This window comes from Pseudomonas sp. HD57-3, assembly GCF_056113135.1.
The window spans coordinates 4,925,899-4,942,798 of sequence record NZ_CM148568.1 but is presented as its reverse complement, the minus strand read 5'-3'; the positions used below and the strand labels follow the sequence as shown (position 1 = coordinate 4,942,798).

10 protein-coding genes are annotated in these 16,900 nt (G+C 60.0%); 4 read left to right on the top strand and 6 right to left on the bottom strand.

The annotated features are described in order from the left end of the window. On the bottom strand, positions 1–4,155 hold the full coding sequence (locus tag AC0R79_RS22255) for a hypothetical protein (RefSeq protein ID WP_474731720.1): 4,155 nt from the start codon (positions 4,153–4,155) through the stop codon (positions 1–3). 221 nt (positions 4,156–4,376) lie between these two features. Here AC0R79_RS22255 and AC0R79_RS22250 point away from each other — a divergent pair, with 221 nt between their 5' ends. Together AC0R79_RS22250 and AC0R79_RS22245 are read left to right on the top strand one after the other, a co-directional pair. Then, positions 4,377–6,839 (top strand): EAL domain-containing protein, encoded by a 2,463-nt coding sequence (locus AC0R79_RS22250; protein ID WP_007950901.1) that lies wholly within the window; start codon positions 4,377–4,379, stop codon positions 6,837–6,839. 46 nt (positions 6,840–6,885) lie between these two features. Then, positions 6,886–7,680, top strand: a complete 795-nt coding sequence (locus tag AC0R79_RS22245) for a TenA family transcriptional regulator (protein WP_007950902.1) — start codon at positions 6,886–6,888, stop codon at positions 7,678–7,680. Positions 7,681–7,744: 64 nt separating this feature from the next. Here AC0R79_RS22245 and AC0R79_RS22240 read toward each other — a convergent pair whose 3' ends face one another. The 5 genes from AC0R79_RS22240 to AC0R79_RS22220 all read right to left on the bottom strand — a co-directional run bounded on the left by AC0R79_RS22240 (position 7,745) and on the right by AC0R79_RS22220 (position 12,621). Then, a complete protein-coding gene (locus tag AC0R79_RS22240) occupies positions 7,745–8,671 on the bottom strand; it encodes a GGDEF domain-containing protein (protein ID WP_007950903.1) in 927 nt (308 codons plus the stop codon). 362 nt (positions 8,672–9,033) lie between these two features. After that, on the bottom strand, positions 9,034–9,774 hold the full coding sequence (locus tag AC0R79_RS22235; RefSeq protein WP_007950904.1) for a YciK family oxidoreductase: 741 nt from the start codon (positions 9,772–9,774) through the stop codon (positions 9,034–9,036). Between the two features lie 80 nt (positions 9,775–9,854). Next, positions 9,855–10,526 (bottom strand): N-acetylmuramic acid 6-phosphate phosphatase MupP, encoded by a 672-nt coding sequence (gene mupP, locus AC0R79_RS22230; protein ID WP_085745014.1) that lies wholly within the window; start codon positions 10,524–10,526, stop codon positions 9,855–9,857. 4 nt (positions 10,527–10,530) lie between these two features. Beyond that, a complete protein-coding gene (ubiG, locus tag AC0R79_RS22225; protein ID WP_007950906.1) occupies positions 10,531–11,229 on the bottom strand; it encodes a bifunctional 2-polyprenyl-6-hydroxyphenol methylase/3-demethylubiquinol 3-O-methyltransferase UbiG in 699 nt (232 codons plus the stop codon). A 57-nt stretch (positions 11,230–11,286) separates the two neighbouring features. Next, the gene (locus AC0R79_RS22220) at positions 11,287–12,621 is read right to left on the bottom strand and encodes a TRZ/ATZ family hydrolase (RefSeq protein ID WP_085607241.1); all 1,335 of its coding nucleotides are present in this window, start codon (positions 12,619–12,621) and stop codon (positions 11,287–11,289) included. A 108-nt stretch (positions 12,622–12,729) separates the two neighbouring features. On the opposite strand from AC0R79_RS22220, the gene mtnA reads away from it, so the two are divergent. Both mtnA and gyrA read left to right on the top strand, forming a co-directional pair. Further along, entirely contained in the window at positions 12,730–13,806 is a 1,077-nt protein-coding gene (gene mtnA, locus AC0R79_RS22215; RefSeq protein ID WP_007950910.1) for an S-methyl-5-thioribose-1-phosphate isomerase, read from the top strand. Between the two features lie 424 nt (positions 13,807–14,230). Then, complete coding sequence (gene gyrA / locus AC0R79_RS22210; protein ID WP_127799246.1) at positions 14,231–16,894, top strand: DNA gyrase subunit A; 2,664 nt, start codon at positions 14,231–14,233, stop codon at positions 16,892–16,894. The last annotated feature ends 6 nt before the right edge of the window (positions 16,895–16,900 follow it).

The window sequence follows — 16,900 nt, the reverse complement described above, 5'->3', positions numbered from 1 at the left end:
TCAGTTCCACAGCACCTCCAGCGCGTTGGCTGTGCCGTCGTAACCAAACTCCTTAACGATCACCGAGCAACTGGTGCAGGGGGGCATGGTCGTGGCCACGTCGACCGAAGCGATCATGTGGTTTTCGGGATATTTCTTGCGAAGCACGCTGATCAGTTTGGCCTCGCTGTCCAGGGAGGTCGGCCTTCGGGTCAATTCAGGCGTGTAGGTGTCGATGTCCTTTATCGTATGGGGAATCGCCACCAATTGCCCTTCGCTCGAGACCTCCAGTGAGGTTCTGTTGAAGGTCTGGCCGAAGTCGATATTGAAGTAGGTGGTGTCGCCGACAATCACTTTGTCTGACCTAGGCAGCGTTTTGAACAACGGTAGTTCGCCAGTCAGTCCTTGCGCGCCGGAAACGCTTATGTAGACCTCACGGTTTCCGGTTGCGGTCATGATGTCTGCATAGGCGATGTTTCTTGGATTCTGTGCTCGATAACGGCCAGGAAGCAGCGCCTGGAGTTTGTTCATCGCCTGATTGATTTTCAGATCTGCGTGCTGCCGGACGTTGATTGTTTTTTCGCCAAACAGCGTGTCGAAAATGTCTGCGGTTCGTTGGCGAAAGCTGTCTGAGGCGTCCCGGCTACGTGACCAGGATGCTGCACCGTCCGGCAGCCGGCTGACGATCATGCGCGTGGAATGATCGAACAACACCGCTTCACCGGGGCTGGTATCGACTTTAAGCAGTTTGAGCGTGTCCGGCGGGTTCGCATGACCACCAATGCGAATGGCAATTTTCTCCATGGTTTCGAGGGCGCGTTCCACGGCTGGAATGCCGTAGATTCTCGCCATGTTGTTGGCATTGAGCGATCCGGTATAAACCGTCATCAGTTCACCTTTCAGATCGGCAGGCAGGGTATTGGCCTTGCGCAACGTCAACGGCGTGGCGAGGCTTTGCCCCTTGGGCAGTTCGGCGACGTAGAAGGATCCGGCGTCCAGTCGGGTGAACACATAGTGCCTTGAGTCGTCGATAGCGGGGACGATGATGGCGCCGGCCTCGAAGGTGTCGAACTGATTCCGGGTGCCGAAGGGGATATCCACTTTGATCCTCCCGTAAATCCCTTTTTGAAACGCTATTGCCGCCAAGTGTCTGCTTTTCTTTTTCAGGGATTTGAGCAGCATCGCTCGACCCGCTGTGGCCGGGGTGTAAATGCTGTCCCCGAACCAGGGTGCCCAGCCTTTATCCGTGTCGTAAGTGCCGTTGGCTGGCGTGGGGGCCGGATTGCGGGTGACATAGCTCGTTTTACAGGCGTCCGACCCCGGCATGCGCCGCACTCTGCAGGGCAGGGCTTTGAGTAGCGACTGATCATCGATCAGGTCGGCGCGGCGCAGTTGGTTGCCGTCCGGTCGATAAGGGATGTCATCAATCAGCAGGGTGGTTCGACCATCGACCTCAAGCACTTCACGAACGTGGGCGTGTTCCGGAACTTGCGCAACGACGTGGGTTTCGCTCGGGGGCAATGTCTTGAAGCCGGATCGACCTTGCGCGAGATTTTTGCCGTTGTTGCGCAGGCGCGGGCCGTAGGGCAGGGAGGTCATCGGGTCGACCAGATGAAAGCGTTCCAGTCCCGAAGAATCTGTATGGCGCAGGAGTACATCATCAATACCGTTGACCGTCGCGAGCTGATCACCGTTCGTCAGCGGCTTCCAGTCCCCGGGATCGATGGCTTGTGGCAGATTCTGGACCAGGCGGAAGCCATCGGCCTTTCCCGTCAGTTTTCTGATGCCGACAACGCTCATTCCGCCGATGAAGAGCAGCCCTTTTCCGGCACCGCTTCCCAGACCCTTGAGCAGCGAGGGAATGCCGTCCAGTGGGTTGAGGTTCGCCAGTGAGCGGGTGAGGAGTTGGCGGGCCAATGTCGAAAACGGCGGCAGCGTTGCATTGACGACCATGCGAGTGGTGCCGGCAGCGGCGCGGAGCAGGCGCACCGAACCCGAGATGAATTTGCCGATCGGGCAAAGGAACGAAGCCAGGTCGAACAGGAGTCCGACCCCGCCCAGGGCTTTGCTTTTGACATCGTCGGAGAGCAGGTCCTCGATGCTGCCCCAGAAAGGAACGAACCCTTTGACGATCGTCACGAATACTTCCAGCCGTTTCTCGATCTTCGCCCTGTGGCTGTCGAAGATTGTCATGCCTCGGGCTTGCTGGCGCAGGTGTTCTTCATCGACGTAGAGGTAGTTTGTCGCGATGTAGTTGGCCAGTGCGTCCAGTCGTGATGTCAGCGTCGCAGCATCGGTCCCGGTATCCACGGAGGCTGCGGCTATAGTGCCCACGGTGTCGAGGTAGCCGATGTAGGCCCCCCGGGCGGCAGGTGTCCTGCCGTGGAGATGGGCCGACCAGTCGAGCAGCAACGAAGTACTGATGTCACGCTCTGGTGAATAGGTTTGCCCGGGGATGGTGGCGTGCAAGGCAAACTCGGTCCGAACGCCATTGACGGTTGAAAACCTCAAGGTGGGTCGAAGGCGAATGACACCGGCACTCGGGATCAGCTCGTAGTAGGCAATATTTCCCTGGTGGGTCACTTTTATAACGAAGCCCTTCCTGGCCCGGGTCAGATCCGGCGGTTCGTTGGGTCCTGATTTTCGACGCATCCCCAACAACTCGATTTCACCCATTGCCAATGCCTGGCGTTCGCTCGCTGGCAGTGAAGTCAGCAAGCTGGCGATCAAGGTCTGATAGGGCGGCCTGATCGTCGCCAGATATTGGTTGAAGGCGCTTTCAAACTGCGCATTGATATCCGGCAAGGATTTGCCGGCCCAGCTGTAGTCATCTGCATTTACCCGTTCATAACCACCCCGCGAGTTTTCACGCTCGGCATAGAGGACGCGCTGGTCATCCAGCCGGAGTGCTGTGGTGGATCGCGTTGTGCCGTCGGGCATGGAGACAATCCATCGCTTTTCGCCATCGAGCTGGCCGTCTGCATAGACATCCAGAAAGTTGTGGCCCTGCTGATTCTTCTGGTCCAGTGGTGCTCTTGAATGACTATGGCTCGGATCGGCAGACATCAACTTGCGTCCGTCCTTGTTGAATGTAAAACCACTGAACCGGTCAGCCAGCACGTCCCTGGCCATCTGTATCCGGTCAGGCGGGGTGGAATCCAGCGTCATCACGGCCTTGTTCAGGTTTTCGCTTTGTTCTTCCAGCGCAGTCAGCGCTCGCTTGATGTCTTCCTGATCGTGACCGGATGCCGCTCGCGCCGGGATGACGCCAGTGCACACCGCCCATTCAAGGGCGGGGCTTATTCGCAGTCGTGCAATTGTTTCCAGCTCTGCGGGGGAGGCGCCAGCACTGCGTTCCAGAGGCAAACTGACCAGTTGCTGGAAAGACAAGGGTTGCGACTGATCCAGGCCAAGCACCTCGGCCAGCAGCACGCCGTGCATGAAGTTCACCCACACGATCGACGTCTTGTAACGAAGCTCGGGCGGGATATCGCGCACGGCAAAGTCTTTCGACAGGCGATGTTGAAACACCTGGGCCAGCAGGATCGCCTCTTTGGTAGTGGCAACCCGTCGGGTACGCAGCAAATGCTGTTCGAAATCGCTGCGCAGGGTCTGGTAGCTTTTGCCCCAGTGAGCAGGGTCTTGCCAGTGGAATCCGGCGAGCTCCTGCGACTCGTCGGGAGACGGCGCATGCAAATGCAGGCAGATGGCTTTGCATGACAACTGATAGCGCACGGACGACGGTGTCTGTTCGCCGGGGGATGCACCGAACCATTTGAGCCTTTTCAGCAGCCGTTCTGTCAGGTCCAGTGATTCGGGGGAATTCAGTACTCGCTGGAGGAAAACCGAAGGGGTCGCGCGCAGTTCGTCCGTGTCGGCGAGCCGCAGGATATCGCCACTCAAATGACGGATCAGCGAAGGTTTGCCGATCAAAAAGGTTTTGACCGTGTCGAGCATTCGTTCATTGATGCGTTGTGCCATGTACTGTTCGAGGGTCATGGCGGGTGTAATAGCCGGTGTTGCGACTCGGGCTGCCTTGAACCTTTTGCGGTCCCGGCCGGTCGGTTGGGGAATCAGGGACTCGATATCCGGGCCGGTAGCCAGTCCAAGCGCCTCGATGGCGCTGGTTTCTGCGGTTGTCGATAAGTCGGTTGAGGCTGAAAACGTCGAGGGCATATCACACTCCTTGTGAAGGCATTCCCATTACAGAGGGGGGCAGACCTGAAGTGCTTAGTAAATCGATGCCGCCAGCGACCGTGGCTGTACATATGTCTATCCGGCGTTTGTCCTGAACTGAGGCGGATCCGCCGCTTGCCGGAAACCCGAACGCCTCCTAGTCTTTGGGGGGTTGGTCTGATAGAGACGGACAATCAGGCAGTGACCACGCAAGGAACTCCATGAAGCAAAAGCGGACTCTCGGAACGCCTCGGTTGCTGGGCATCGTCTGGCCATTTATCGCCGTCGTGTTGTTTCAAGCCTTGTTGGGGGGCGTGAGTCTTTACGTCCTATCGGCCGTTCGCGGCTATGTTGCTGGTGAAAGCCTTTGGTCCAAGGGCCAGAAAGACGCGATCTATTACCTCAATCTCTACGCCGACAGTCGCGACGAAGCGATTTATCTCAAGTACCAGAACGCCATTGCCGTGCCTCAGGGCGGCCATCAATTGCGCCTGGCGCTGGACAAGCAACCGCCCGACCTGCAGGCGGCGCGTGAGGGCATTCTCAAGGGCGGCAACCACCCGGATGATGTTTCCAGCCTGATCTGGCTGTATCTGAACTTTCGTCACTTCAGTTATCTGGAAACCGCCATCGACCGCTGGACGCTGGGCGACGCCTATCTGGTGGAACTCGACGGCGTGGCGCAGGAGATGCATCAACGTATCACTGCCAATGCCGCCACCGAGGCTGATATCCACCGCTGGAAAGACCGGATCTTTGCGATCAATGACGGCGTGACCCCGGCCGCCAAGGCGTTCAGCGATGCCTTGGGTGAAGGCTCGCGGATGATTCTGCGGCTGCTGCTGTTCACCAACCTCGCCACCGCGCTGGGCCTGATCGTGCTGGCGCTGCTGCGTACCCGCAAGTTGCTAAAGCAACGGCATGCCTTCGCCGAAGCGCTGCAACTGGAAAAGGATCGGGCCCACGTCACCCTGCACTCGATTGGCGATGGGGTGATCACCACCGATGTCAGCGGGGCGATCGACTACATGAACCCGGCGGCCGAGGCGTTGACTCACTGGAAGGCCGAGCAGGCTGCCGGTCTGCCACTGGCGGCGTTGTTCAACTTGCTGGATGACAACGCCCAGACCGAAGGGCTGACCCTGATCGAACACATTCTCAGCGGCCAGCTCACCGGCGGCAGCGAACACTCGAAGCTGATCCAGCGACTGGACGGCAGCACCGTGTCGGTGACCCTGGTCGGCGCACCGATCCGCAATGCCGGCAAGGTCAGCGGCACGGTGCTGGTGCTGCATGACATGACTCAGGAGCGGCAATACATCGCCAATCTGTCGTGGCAGGCCACCCACGATGCGCTGACCGGACTGGCCAACCGTCGCGAGTTCGAATACCGCCTCGAACAGGCCCTGCACAACCTGACGCGGCAGGCCGGGCGACATGCGCTGATGTTCCTCGATCTCGATCAGTTCAAGCTGGTCAACGACACCTGCGGGCACGCGGCAGGCGATGAGTTGCTGCGGCATATCTGCGCGTTGCTGCAATCGGGCTTGCGTGAGGGCGACACCCTGGCGCGGCTGGGCGGCGATGAATTCGGGATCCTGCTGGAGAACTGCGCACCGGAGGCGGCCGAGAAGATCGCCGAGAGCCTGCGCCAGACCGTACAGAACCTGCATTTCGTCTGGAAGGGACGGCCGTTCCTGACCACCGTCAGCATTGGTCTGGTGCACGTCGCACAGAACCCGACCACCCTCGAAGCCTCGCTGCGGGCCGCCGACATGGCCTGCTACATGGCCAAGGAAAAGGGCCGCAACCGGGTGCAGGTCTACCACGCCGACGACTCGGAACTGTCCCTGCGTTTCGGCGAGATGGCCTGGGTGCAGCGCCTGCACATGGCCCTGGAGGAAAACCGCTTCTGTCTCTACGCCCAGGAAATCGCCCCACTGGGTTCGGTTGCCGGTGGCACCCGCGGGCACATCGAAATTCTGCTGCGCCTGCATGACGAAGCGGGCCGGATGATTCTTCCGGACAGTTTCATACCGGCGGCAGAACGTTACGGTTTGATGACGTCGCTGGATCGCTGGGTTGTGCAGAATGTATTTAAGGTAATTGCCCAATGTATTAACGAAGAGTGCGAAGGCCCTCTGGCAATGTGTGCGATTAATCTTTCAGGCATTACTATCGGAGATGACGCGTTTTTGCACTTTCTACGCGAGCAGTTTGATAACTACGGCGTACCGCCTGAAATGATTTGTTTTGAAATTACAGAAACCAGTGCCATTGCAAATCTCGGGAGTGCAATCAGATTTATTAATGAACTCAAAGGCTTGGGTTGTTATTTCTCACTCGATGACTTTTGTGCCGGAATGTCTTCATTCGCTTATCTGAAACATTTGCCTGTAGACTTCCTGAAGATCGACGGGAGTTTCGTAAAGGATATGCTGGACGACCCGATTAACCGTGCAATGGTCGAAGTGATCAATCACATCGGGCATGTCATGGGTAAGCAGACAATTGCCGAGTTTGTCGAAACAGCGCAGATCGAGCAGGCATTGCTTGAAATCGGCGTGGATTACGCTCAGGGTTATGTTGTGGAGCGTCCGCAGTTGTTTACCTGTGACAGTTTGCAAAGTCGGCCCGCCAGACCGCAGCCGTTGTTATTCAAGGCGCCTGGCACGTTCCGTTGAAGTCTCTTGCCGATCCGTACAATCACAAATCAAAAGGAGCCGAACAGTGATCGACACATTCAACCGAACCGGACCACTCATGGAAGCTGCAAGTTATCCCGCCTGGGCGCAACAGTTGATCCAGGATTGCAGCGAGAGCAAACGCCGGGTTGTCGAACATGAACTTTATTTGCGCATGCGTGATAACAAGCTCAGCGCCAAAACCATGCGCCAGTACCTGATCGGGGGCTGGCCCGTCGTTGAGCAATTCGCGTTGTACATGGCGCAGAATCTCACCAAGACCAAATTCGCCCGTCATCCGGGTGAAGACATGGCGCGGCGCTGGTTGATGCGCAACATTCGCGTCGAACTCAACCATGCCGATTACTGGCTGCACTGGAGCCGGGCCCATGGTGTGAGCCTGGAAGACCTGCAAGCGCAGCAAGTGCCACCTGAGTTGCACGCCTTGAGCCACTGGTGCTGGCACACCAGTTCGGCGGATTCACTGATCGTGGCCATCGCGGCCACCAACTACGCCATCGAAGGCGCGACCGGGGAGTGGTCGGCGCTGGTGTGTTCGACGGGTGTCTACGCCGCGGCCTTCCCTGAGGAAGATCGAAAGCGGGCCATGAAGTGGCTGAAGATGCACGCCCAGTACGATGATGCCCATCCGTGGGAGGCGCTGGAGATCATCTGCACCCTGGCCGGGTTGAACCCGAGCAAAGCCTTGCAGGCGGAGCTGCGACAGGCGATCTGCAAGAGCTACGACTACATGTACCTGTTCCTCGAGCGCTGCATGCAGCTTGAGTTGTCGGAGCGGGTGTTAGTCGGGCGTGAACGCCGGGCGCTGGTCGAGAGCTGATTTTCGGCAACATCCATAAAAAAAACGGGAGCCTTGGCTCCCGTTTTTTGTTGGCGGCGAATAGTCAGCCCGCCATGGTCAGGCGATTGCGGCCCTCGCGCTTGGCGACATACAGCGCGCTGTCGGCGCGACGCAACAGGCTGTCGGCGGATTCGCCCGGCAGCAGGGTCGAGCAGCCGAGGCTCACGGTCAGTTCGATCAATTGGTTATTGGCGTAGTAATCCTGGGCCTGCGCTGCCTGACGCAGGCGCTCGCCGACCATGGCGGCCGCATCGCGGCCGGTGTTGGACAGCAGGATCAGAAACTCTTCCCCGCCATAACGGAACACCATGTCGACATTGCGCAACTGGCCCTTGATCGACGCGGCCACGGCTTTGAGCACGTCGTCGCCGGCGCTGTGGCCATGGAGGTCGTTGACCTGTTTGAAATGGTCGATGTCCAGCATCAGCAACGACAGCGGTTGCAGGTGCCGGCGTGACATCTCGATTTCCCGCAGCAGTGTCTGCTCCATGGCAATGCGGTTGCCGGCGCCGGTCAGCGGATCACGCAGGGCGCTTTGTGTGGCGGCGCGGTACAGCAGCGCATTGCGCATCGGATACAGCAGGGCCGACAGCAGCGATTCGAGATTACCCAGTTCCTGTTCGCTGAAGCGCTGGTTACGGCGGAACACCAGCTCACCCATGTGCTCGCCTTCGTGGCTCAGGCTGTAGCTGGCCGAGTGGTGGCCGCGGGCACCGAACTCCAGGCGCAGATCGCTGCCGTTGTGCACGTAGGTCAAGGCGTCCAGCGGCACCAGGCGCTGAACTTCGCGGAAAAACAGACCGAGGATGCGTTGAGGCTCAAGGCTGGTTTGCAGTTGCAGGCTCATTTGCTGGCGCAATTGCGCCAGGCTGACAGGTCGCGCCAGGAGAGGCGGCTGCTGACCAAAGCCCAGGCGTTGCAATTTGGCACTGTCGAAGTCAATTGCAGTGGTCTGGGAGGGTGATTTCATATGGCGTGAGCCCCTAAGCAGTAAGTCTGTCTTACAGGCTGGGTGAGAGCGGCTATGGGCTGCGCGTCATACTGATCCATCAGTCCCGTAGGACATTTGGCGTAAGTTTAGTCTGCCCGATGACGATTAGTCAGCTATCGAATCAGGCCTTGCCCGACTGCCTTCACTCGGCGTGCTTTGAGGAAATGTAGAGCGAAAGTCGTGCCATACGGTTCATATTTTATTAAAACCGTTGTGGATCAATGGCTTGAGATTTTAGCGAAAAGAAGGGCGGTGGTTATTTGACTGAATTTTCCGCGCTCAAGGCGGCAATTGCATGCCGCGACGGTATTCCGCCACGGCAACAAATGCGACGTATGGCATTACTGGGCGTTGAAGGCCTGGCCATTGATCCCGGTGCTGTCGGGGCCCATCAGGTACAGATAGACCGGCATGATCTCTTCTGGTGTCGGGTTGTTCAGCGGGTTTTCACCCGGGTATGCCTGGGCGCGCATGCTGGTGCGGGTGGCGCCCGGGTTGATGCTGTTGGAGCGTACCGGGGCGACGTTTTCGACTTCGTCGGCCAGGGTTTGCATCAGGCCTTCAGTGGCGAACTTCGACACGCCATAGGCGCCCCAGTAAGCACGGCCCTTGCGCCCGACGCTACTGGAGGTGAACACCACCGAGGCGTCCTGCGACAATTTGAGCAGCGGCAGCAGGGTGCTGGTCAGCATGAACATCGCGTTGACGTTGACCTGCATGACGCGCATGAAGTTTTCACCGGACAACTGCTCGATCGGCGTGCGCGGGCCGATGATCGAGGCGTTGTGCAGCAGGCCGTCGAGGTGGCCGAACTCGGTCTCGATCATCGCTGCCAGCTCATCGTATTGATGGGGCAGGGCGGTTTCGAGGTTGAACGGGATCACGGCCGGCTGTGGATGACCGGCCGCTTCGATCTCGTCGTAGACCTGGGTCAGATTGGCTTCGGTCTTGCCCAGCAGCAGCACGGTCGCGCCGTGGGCGGCGTAGGTCTTGGCGGCAGCCGCGCCGATGCCGCGACCGGCACCGGTGACCAGAATGACCCGATCCTTGAGCAATTCGGGGCGAGCGGAGTAATCAAACATAAGAAACCTCTAATCCATTAACTTCTGATCGTTCCCGCGTCCTGCGCGGGAATGCAGCGATGGTCGCTTTGCAGCACCACTCAGCAACTGCACAGCGCGTTGTCGAGCACCTTGCGCAACTCCAGCGGATGATCCACCACCACGTCCGCGCCCCAGTGTCGTGGGTTGTCGTCCGGGTGGATGTAGCCATAGGTCACGGCAGCGGTTTTGGTGCCGGCGTCACGGCCGGATTCGATATCGCGCAGATCATCGCCGATAAACAGAACGGTCGACGGATCCAGATCAAGCATCTTGCAGGCAAGGGTCAGCATCTCGGGATCCGGCTTGCTGTTCTTCACGTGATCCGGGCAGATCAGCAGGGCCGAGCGCTCGGCCAGCCCCAGTTGCTGCATGATCGGCTCGGCGAAGCGCAGCGGCTTGTTGGTGACCACGCCCCAGACCAGATGGGCTTTCTCGATGTCGGCCAGCAATTCGCCCATGCCGTCGAACAGCTTGCTGTGCACGGCGCAACCGACGAGATAGCGCTCAAGGAACTCCAGACGCAATTCCTCGAAGCCCGGCGACTCCGGATCCATCGAGAACGTCACCGCAACCATGGCCTTGGCGCCGCCGGAGATTTCATCACGAATGTGTTTGTCGTTCATTGGCGGCAAGCCGCGATCCGCGCGCATCGCCTGGCAGATGGCGATGAAGTCCGGCGCGGTGTCGAGCAGAGTGCCGTCCATGTCGAAGAGGACTGCTCTGATGGCCATCGGCTTACTCCTCGCGCAGGGTCTGGATCATGTAGTTGACGTCAACGTCCGCCGCCAGTTTGTAGTGCTTGGTCAGCGGGTTGTAGGTCAGGCCGATGATGTCCTTGACGGTCAGGCCGGCCATGCGGCTCCAGGCGCCCAGCTCGGACGGGCGGATGAATTTCTTGAAGTCGTGAGTGCCGCGCGGCAGCAGCTTCATGATGTATTCGGCGCCGACGATGGCGAACAGGTACGCCTTCGGGTTGCGGTTGATGGTGGAGAAGAACACCTGGCCGCCGGGCTTGACCATGCGGAAGCAGGCACGGATCACCGAGGACGGGTCCGGGACGTGCTCAAGCATTTCCAGGCAGGTGACGACGTCGAACTGCTCGGGCATTTCTTCGGCAAGGGCTTCGGCGGTGATCTGCCGGTACTCGACGTTCACGCCGGATTCCAGTTGATGCAGTTGTGCGACCGCCAACGGTGCTTCGCCCATGTCGATGCCGGTCACGGTCGCGCCACGCTGGGCCATGGCTTCGCTGAGGATGCCGCCGCCGCAACCGACATCGAGGACCTTCTTGCCGGCCAGGTTGACGCGTTCGTCAATCCAGTTGACCCGCAGCGGGTTGATGTCGTGCAGCGGTTTGAACTCGCTTTCGCGGTCCCACCAGCGATGGGCCAGGGCTTCGAATTTGGCGATTTCGGCGTGGTCGACGTTGCTCATGATTCAATCCTCTAAAACTTGAAAAAGGCTGTAGCCCCGGAGTTTGCTCCGGGGTGTTTACGATTCGGTGTGGCCGCTGATGCGTCGGCCCCAGGCCCGGGCGGTTTCGCCGAGCTGTTGTTCGTCCAGTCGGGTCAGGCGGCGGTCGTCGAGCAACTGCTTGCCTGCGACCCACAGGTGTTTCACGCAGTCGCGACCGGTGGCGTATATAAGCTGCGAAACCGGGTCATAGACCGGTTGTTGCGCAAGGCCGGACAGGTCGAAGGCGACGATGTCGGCTGCCTTGCCGAGCTCCAGCGAGCCGGTCTCGGCTTCGATCCCCAGGGCTCGCGCGCCGTTCAGCGTGGCCATGCGCAGCGCCCGGTGGGCGTCCAGTGCGGTGGCCGAGCCGGCGACGGCTTTGGCCAGCAGGGCGGCAGTGCGGGTTTCACCCAGCAGGTCCAGGTCATTGTTGCTCGCGGCGCCATCGGTGCCGACCGCGACGTTGACCCCGGCCTGCCACAGGCGTTCCACCGGGCAGAAGCCGCTGGCCAGTTTCAGGTTCGACTCCGGGCAATGGATCACGCTGGTGTTGCTTTCTACCAGCAACGCCAGGTCGTCATCGCTGATCTGGGTCATGTGCACGGCCTGGAAGCGCGGGCCCAGCAGACCGAGACGACCGAGGCGGGCCAGCGGGCGTTCACCGCGCTGTTCGACCGCTTGCTGCACTTCGAACGCGGTTTCGTGGACGTGCATGTGGATCGACGCATCCAGCTCTTCGGCGATCACGCGGATTTTTTCCAGGTTCTCGTCGCCCACGGTGTAGGGTGCATGAGGGCCGAAAGTGATCTTGATGCGCTCGTGATGCTTCAGGTCGCCGAACAGTTCGACGCCCTGACGAATGGCTTCATCGGCGCTGGCGGCACCCGGAATCGGGAAGTCGAGGATCGGAATCGCGATCTGTGCACGGATTCCGCTGTTGTGTACGCGCTCACTGGCAACCTTCGGGAAGAAGTACATGTCGGAAAAACAGGTGATGCCACCTTTTATCTGCTCGGCGATGGCCAGATCGGTGCCGTCACGCACAAAATCTTCATTGACCCATTTGCCCTCGGCCGGCCAGATGTGGTTCTCCAGCCAGGTCATCAGCGGCAGATCGTCGGCCAGGCCGCGGAACAGCGTCATCGCGGCGTGGCCGTGGGCGTTGATCAGGCCGGGACTGAGCAAGACGTCCGGCAGTTCGCGGACTTCGGCGGCGTTACACTTCAGCGCTTCGGCACGCGGGCCGATAAACACGATGCGACCGTCGCGGATGCCCAGGCCATGCTCCTTGAGCACAACGCCTGCGGGTTCGACGGGTACCAGCCAGGTCGGCAGCAATAATAAGTCGAGCGCAATGGCAGGTTTCGGCATCGAGGGTCGGTTCCAGTGCTTTTGTAAAGGATGGCGAAGTATACCCGAGCGTCTTCGCGGGGGGATCGCTATAATCGGCGGCTTTTGTTCATGAGTGCGGGGTGAGGGATGCGCGATCGACTGTTGGCTGCGGAGAAAGTAAAGGCCATCGATTGGCGTGATGGCGCGCTCCACCTGCTGGATCAGCGCGTTTTGCCGTTCGAGGAAAACTGGATCGCCTACACCAGCGCCGCCGGCGTGGCCGAGGCAATTCGTTCGATGGTGGTGCGCGGTGCGCCGGCCATCGGCATCAGTGCCGCCTACGGCATCGTGCTGGCGGCCCGTGCCCGGATTGCCGAAGGTGGCGACTGGTACGCGTCGCTGGAAGAGGATTTCATGCTGCTGGCCGATTCCCGGCCGACCGCGGTGAACCTGTTCTGGGCGTTGAACCGCATGCACGACCGGCTGGACCGTTTGAAGGAAAACGCCGATCCGCTGGCGGCGCTGGAAGCCGAAGCCATCGCCATTCATGAAAGTGATCGTGAAGCCAACCTGACCATGGCCCAGCTCGGCGTCGACCTGATCCGCAAGCATCAGGGCAATGCCCAGGCGATTCTGACGCACTGCAACACCGGCGCCCTGGCCACCGGCGGTTTCGGTACGGCGCTCGGAGTGATTCGCGCGGCGTTCATCGAGGGCATGGTCGAGCGCGTCTATGCCGATGAGACCCGGCCGTGGCTGCAAGGCTCGCGCCTGACCGCGTGGGAACTGGCCAACGAAGGCATTCCGGTGACCCTGAACGCTGACTCCGCCGCTGCGCACATCATGAAAACCAAAGGCGTGACCTGGGTGATCGTCGGCGCCGACCGGATCACCGCCAATGGCGACGTGGCGAACAAGATCGGCACCTATCAACTGGCGGTCAACGCCATGCACCACGGCGTGCGTTTCATGGTGGTGGCACCGAGTTCGACCATCGACATGAATTTGGCCAGCGGTGATGACATTCCGATCGAAGAACGCGACGGCGCCGAGTTGCTGGAGGTTGGCGGCAAGCGCGTCGGGGCTGACGTTGAAGCGTTCAACCCGGTGTTTGACGTGACCCCGGCAGATCTGATCGATGCGATCGTCACCGAAAAAGGCATCGTCGAGCGCCCGGATACGGCGAAAATGGCGCAGTTGATGTGCCGCAAGCGCTTGCATTGATTGGCTTGATGTCCGCGTTGTCCTCTTCGCGAGCAGGCTCGCTCCCACAGGTTTTGTGATCGCCACAGAACTTTGTGGGAGCGAGCCTGCTCGCGATGGGGTCTTGAAAGTCAATAAACATCCGCAATTTCGTCCCGAAATTTGCATTCAGGGAAGCTCTGAGCCTCTCTCGTCCCCGTTAAGCCTGTCATCGGTCATCTAACTATGCTCCATGCGCATCTGGGGGATAGGTGCGTGGCGGCTCTTGTGATAACATCCGGCGTTTTCCGAGGCAGTCCCACGGGGTTGTCTTCACTGCGCAAATCCAGGGTCAACTTGTCGATTTGTCGTAAGTCGGCGCATGGCACTCGGCCTGCATCGACGAGCTTCGTGCGTCCCCTATGGATATGGCGAAGTTTCACCAGAAAAAGGAATCAGGCTTCTCATGGGCGAACTGGCCAAAGAAATCCTCCCGGTCAATATCGAAGACGAGCTGAAACAGTCCTATCTCGACTACGCGATGAGCGTGATCGTCGGCCGTGCACTGCCGGATGCGCGCGATGGCTTGAAGCCCGTGCACCGTCGCGTGCTGTTCGCGATGAGCGAGCTGGGCAACGACTTCAACAAGCCGTACAAGAAATCTGCCCGTGTCGTCGGTGACGTGATCGGTAAGTATCACCCGCACGGTGATACCGCGGTGTACGACACCATCGTCCGCATGGCGCAGCCTTTCTCCCTGCGTTACCTGCTGGTCGACGGCCAGGGCAACTTCGGTTCGGTGGACGGCGACAACGCCGCGGCCATGCGATACACCGAAGTGCGCATGACCAAGCTGGCGCACGAGCTGCTGGCCGACCTGCACAAGGAAACCGTGGACTGGGTGCCGAACTACGACGGCACTGAACTGATCCCGGCGGTCATGCCGACCCGCGTACCGAACCTGCTGGTCAACGGCTCCAGTGGTATCGCCGTGGGCATGGCGACCAACATTCCGCCGCACAACCTCGGTGAAGTCATCGACGGTTGCCTGGCCCTCATCGACAACCCCGAGCTGACCGTCGATGAGCTGATGCAATACATTCCCGGCCCGGACTTCCCGACTGCCGCGATCATCAACGGTCGCGCCGGCATCATCGAAGCCTACCGCACCGGCCGTGGCCGCATTTACATGCGCGCCCGCTCGATCATCGAAGACATCGACAAGGTCGGTGGCCGTCAGCAGATCGTCATCACCGAACTCCCTTACCAGCTGAACAAGGCGCGTCTGATCGAGAAGATCGCCGAGCTGGTAAAAGAGAAGAAACTCGAAGGCATCACCGAGCTGCGCGACGAGTCCGACAAGGACGGTATGCGCGTCGTGATCGAGTTGCGTCGCGGCGAAGTGCCTGAGGTGATCCTCAACAACCTCTACGCCCAGACCCAGCTGCAATCGGTATTCGGCATCAACATCGTTGCGCTGATCGATGGCCGTCCGCGGATCCTGAACCTCAAGGACCTGCTGGAAGCCTTCGTCCGTCACCGTCGCGAAGTGGTTACCCGCCGTACCGTGTTCGAACTGCGCAAGGCGCGCGAGCGTGGTCACATCCTCGAAGGTCAGGCCGTTGCCCTGTCGAACATCGACCCGGTGATCGCCCTGATCAAGGCTTCGCCGACGCCGTCGGAAGCCAAGGAAGCGCTGGTCAGCACGCCTTGGGAATCCTCGGCTGTGGTGGCGATGGTGGAACGTGCCGGTGCCGATTCGTGCCGTCCGGAAAACCTCGATCCGCAATACGGTCTGCGCGACGGCAAGTACTTCCTGTCGCCAGAGCAGGCGCAAGCCATTCTGGAACTGCGTCTGCACCGTCTGACCGGTCTGGAACACGAAAAGCTGCTGGCCGAGTATCAAGAGATCCTCAACCAGATCGGCGAGCTGATCCGCATCCTCAACAGCGCCGTGCGCCTGATGGAAGTGATCCGCGAAGAGCTGGAAGTGATCCGCGCCGAATACGGCGACGTGCGTCGCACCGAAATCCTCGATGCCCGTCTCGACCTGACCCTGGGCGACATGATCCCGGAAGAAGAGCGCGTCGTGACCATCTCCCACGGTGGCTATGCCAAGACCCAGCCGCTGGCTGCGTACCAGGCCCAGCGTCGTGGCGGTAAAGGCAAATCGGCTACCGGCGTGAAGGATGAGGACTACATCGCTCACCTGCTGGTCGCCAACAGCCACACCACGCTGCTGCTGTTCTCCAGCAAGGGCAAGGTGTACTGGCTGAAGACCTACGAAATTCCGGAAGCGTCCCGTGCCGCCCGTGGTCGTCCGCTGGTCAACCTGCTGCCGCTGGATGACGGTGAATACATCACCACCATGCTGCCGGTCGAGGAATACACCGAAGGTCACTACATCTTCATGGCCACCGCCAACGGCACCGTGAAGAAGACCCCGCTGGAATCCTTCAGCCGTCAGCGCAGCGTCGGTCTGATCGCGCTGGAACTGGACGAAGGTGACGTGCTGATCTCCGCGGCCATTACCGATGGCGAGCGTGAAGTGATGCTGTTCTCCGACGGCGGCAAGGTCACCCGCTTCAAGGAATCCGACGTTCGTGCCATGGGCCGTACCGCCCGCGGTGTGCGCGGCATGCGTCTGCCGGAAGGGCAGAAGCTGATTTCGATGCTGATCCCGGAAGAAGGCAGCCAGATCCTCACCGCTTCCGAGCGGGGCTACGGCAAACGTACCGCGATCACCGAGTTCCCTGAGTACAAGCGTGGCGGCCAGGGCGTGATCGCCATGGTCAGCAACGAGCGTAACGGCCGTCTGGTCGGTGCGGTTCAGGTGCTCGACGGCGAGGAGATCATGCTGATTTCCGACCAGGGCACGCTGGTGCGTACCCGTGTCGACGAAGTCTCCAGCCTGGGTCGTAACACCCAGGGCGTGACCCTGATCAAGCTGGCCAAGGATGAAACCCTGGTTGGTCTGGAGCGGGTACAGGAGCCGTCGGAAGTCGAGGGTGAAGAGTTTGAAGGTGAAGAAGGTGTCGAACTGGAAGAAGGCGTGATCGGCGCCGAACCGGACGATGCGGTCGACAACCTGCAGGCGGACGCCGCAGACGAAGAAGAGTCGCAAGACTAACCAAAT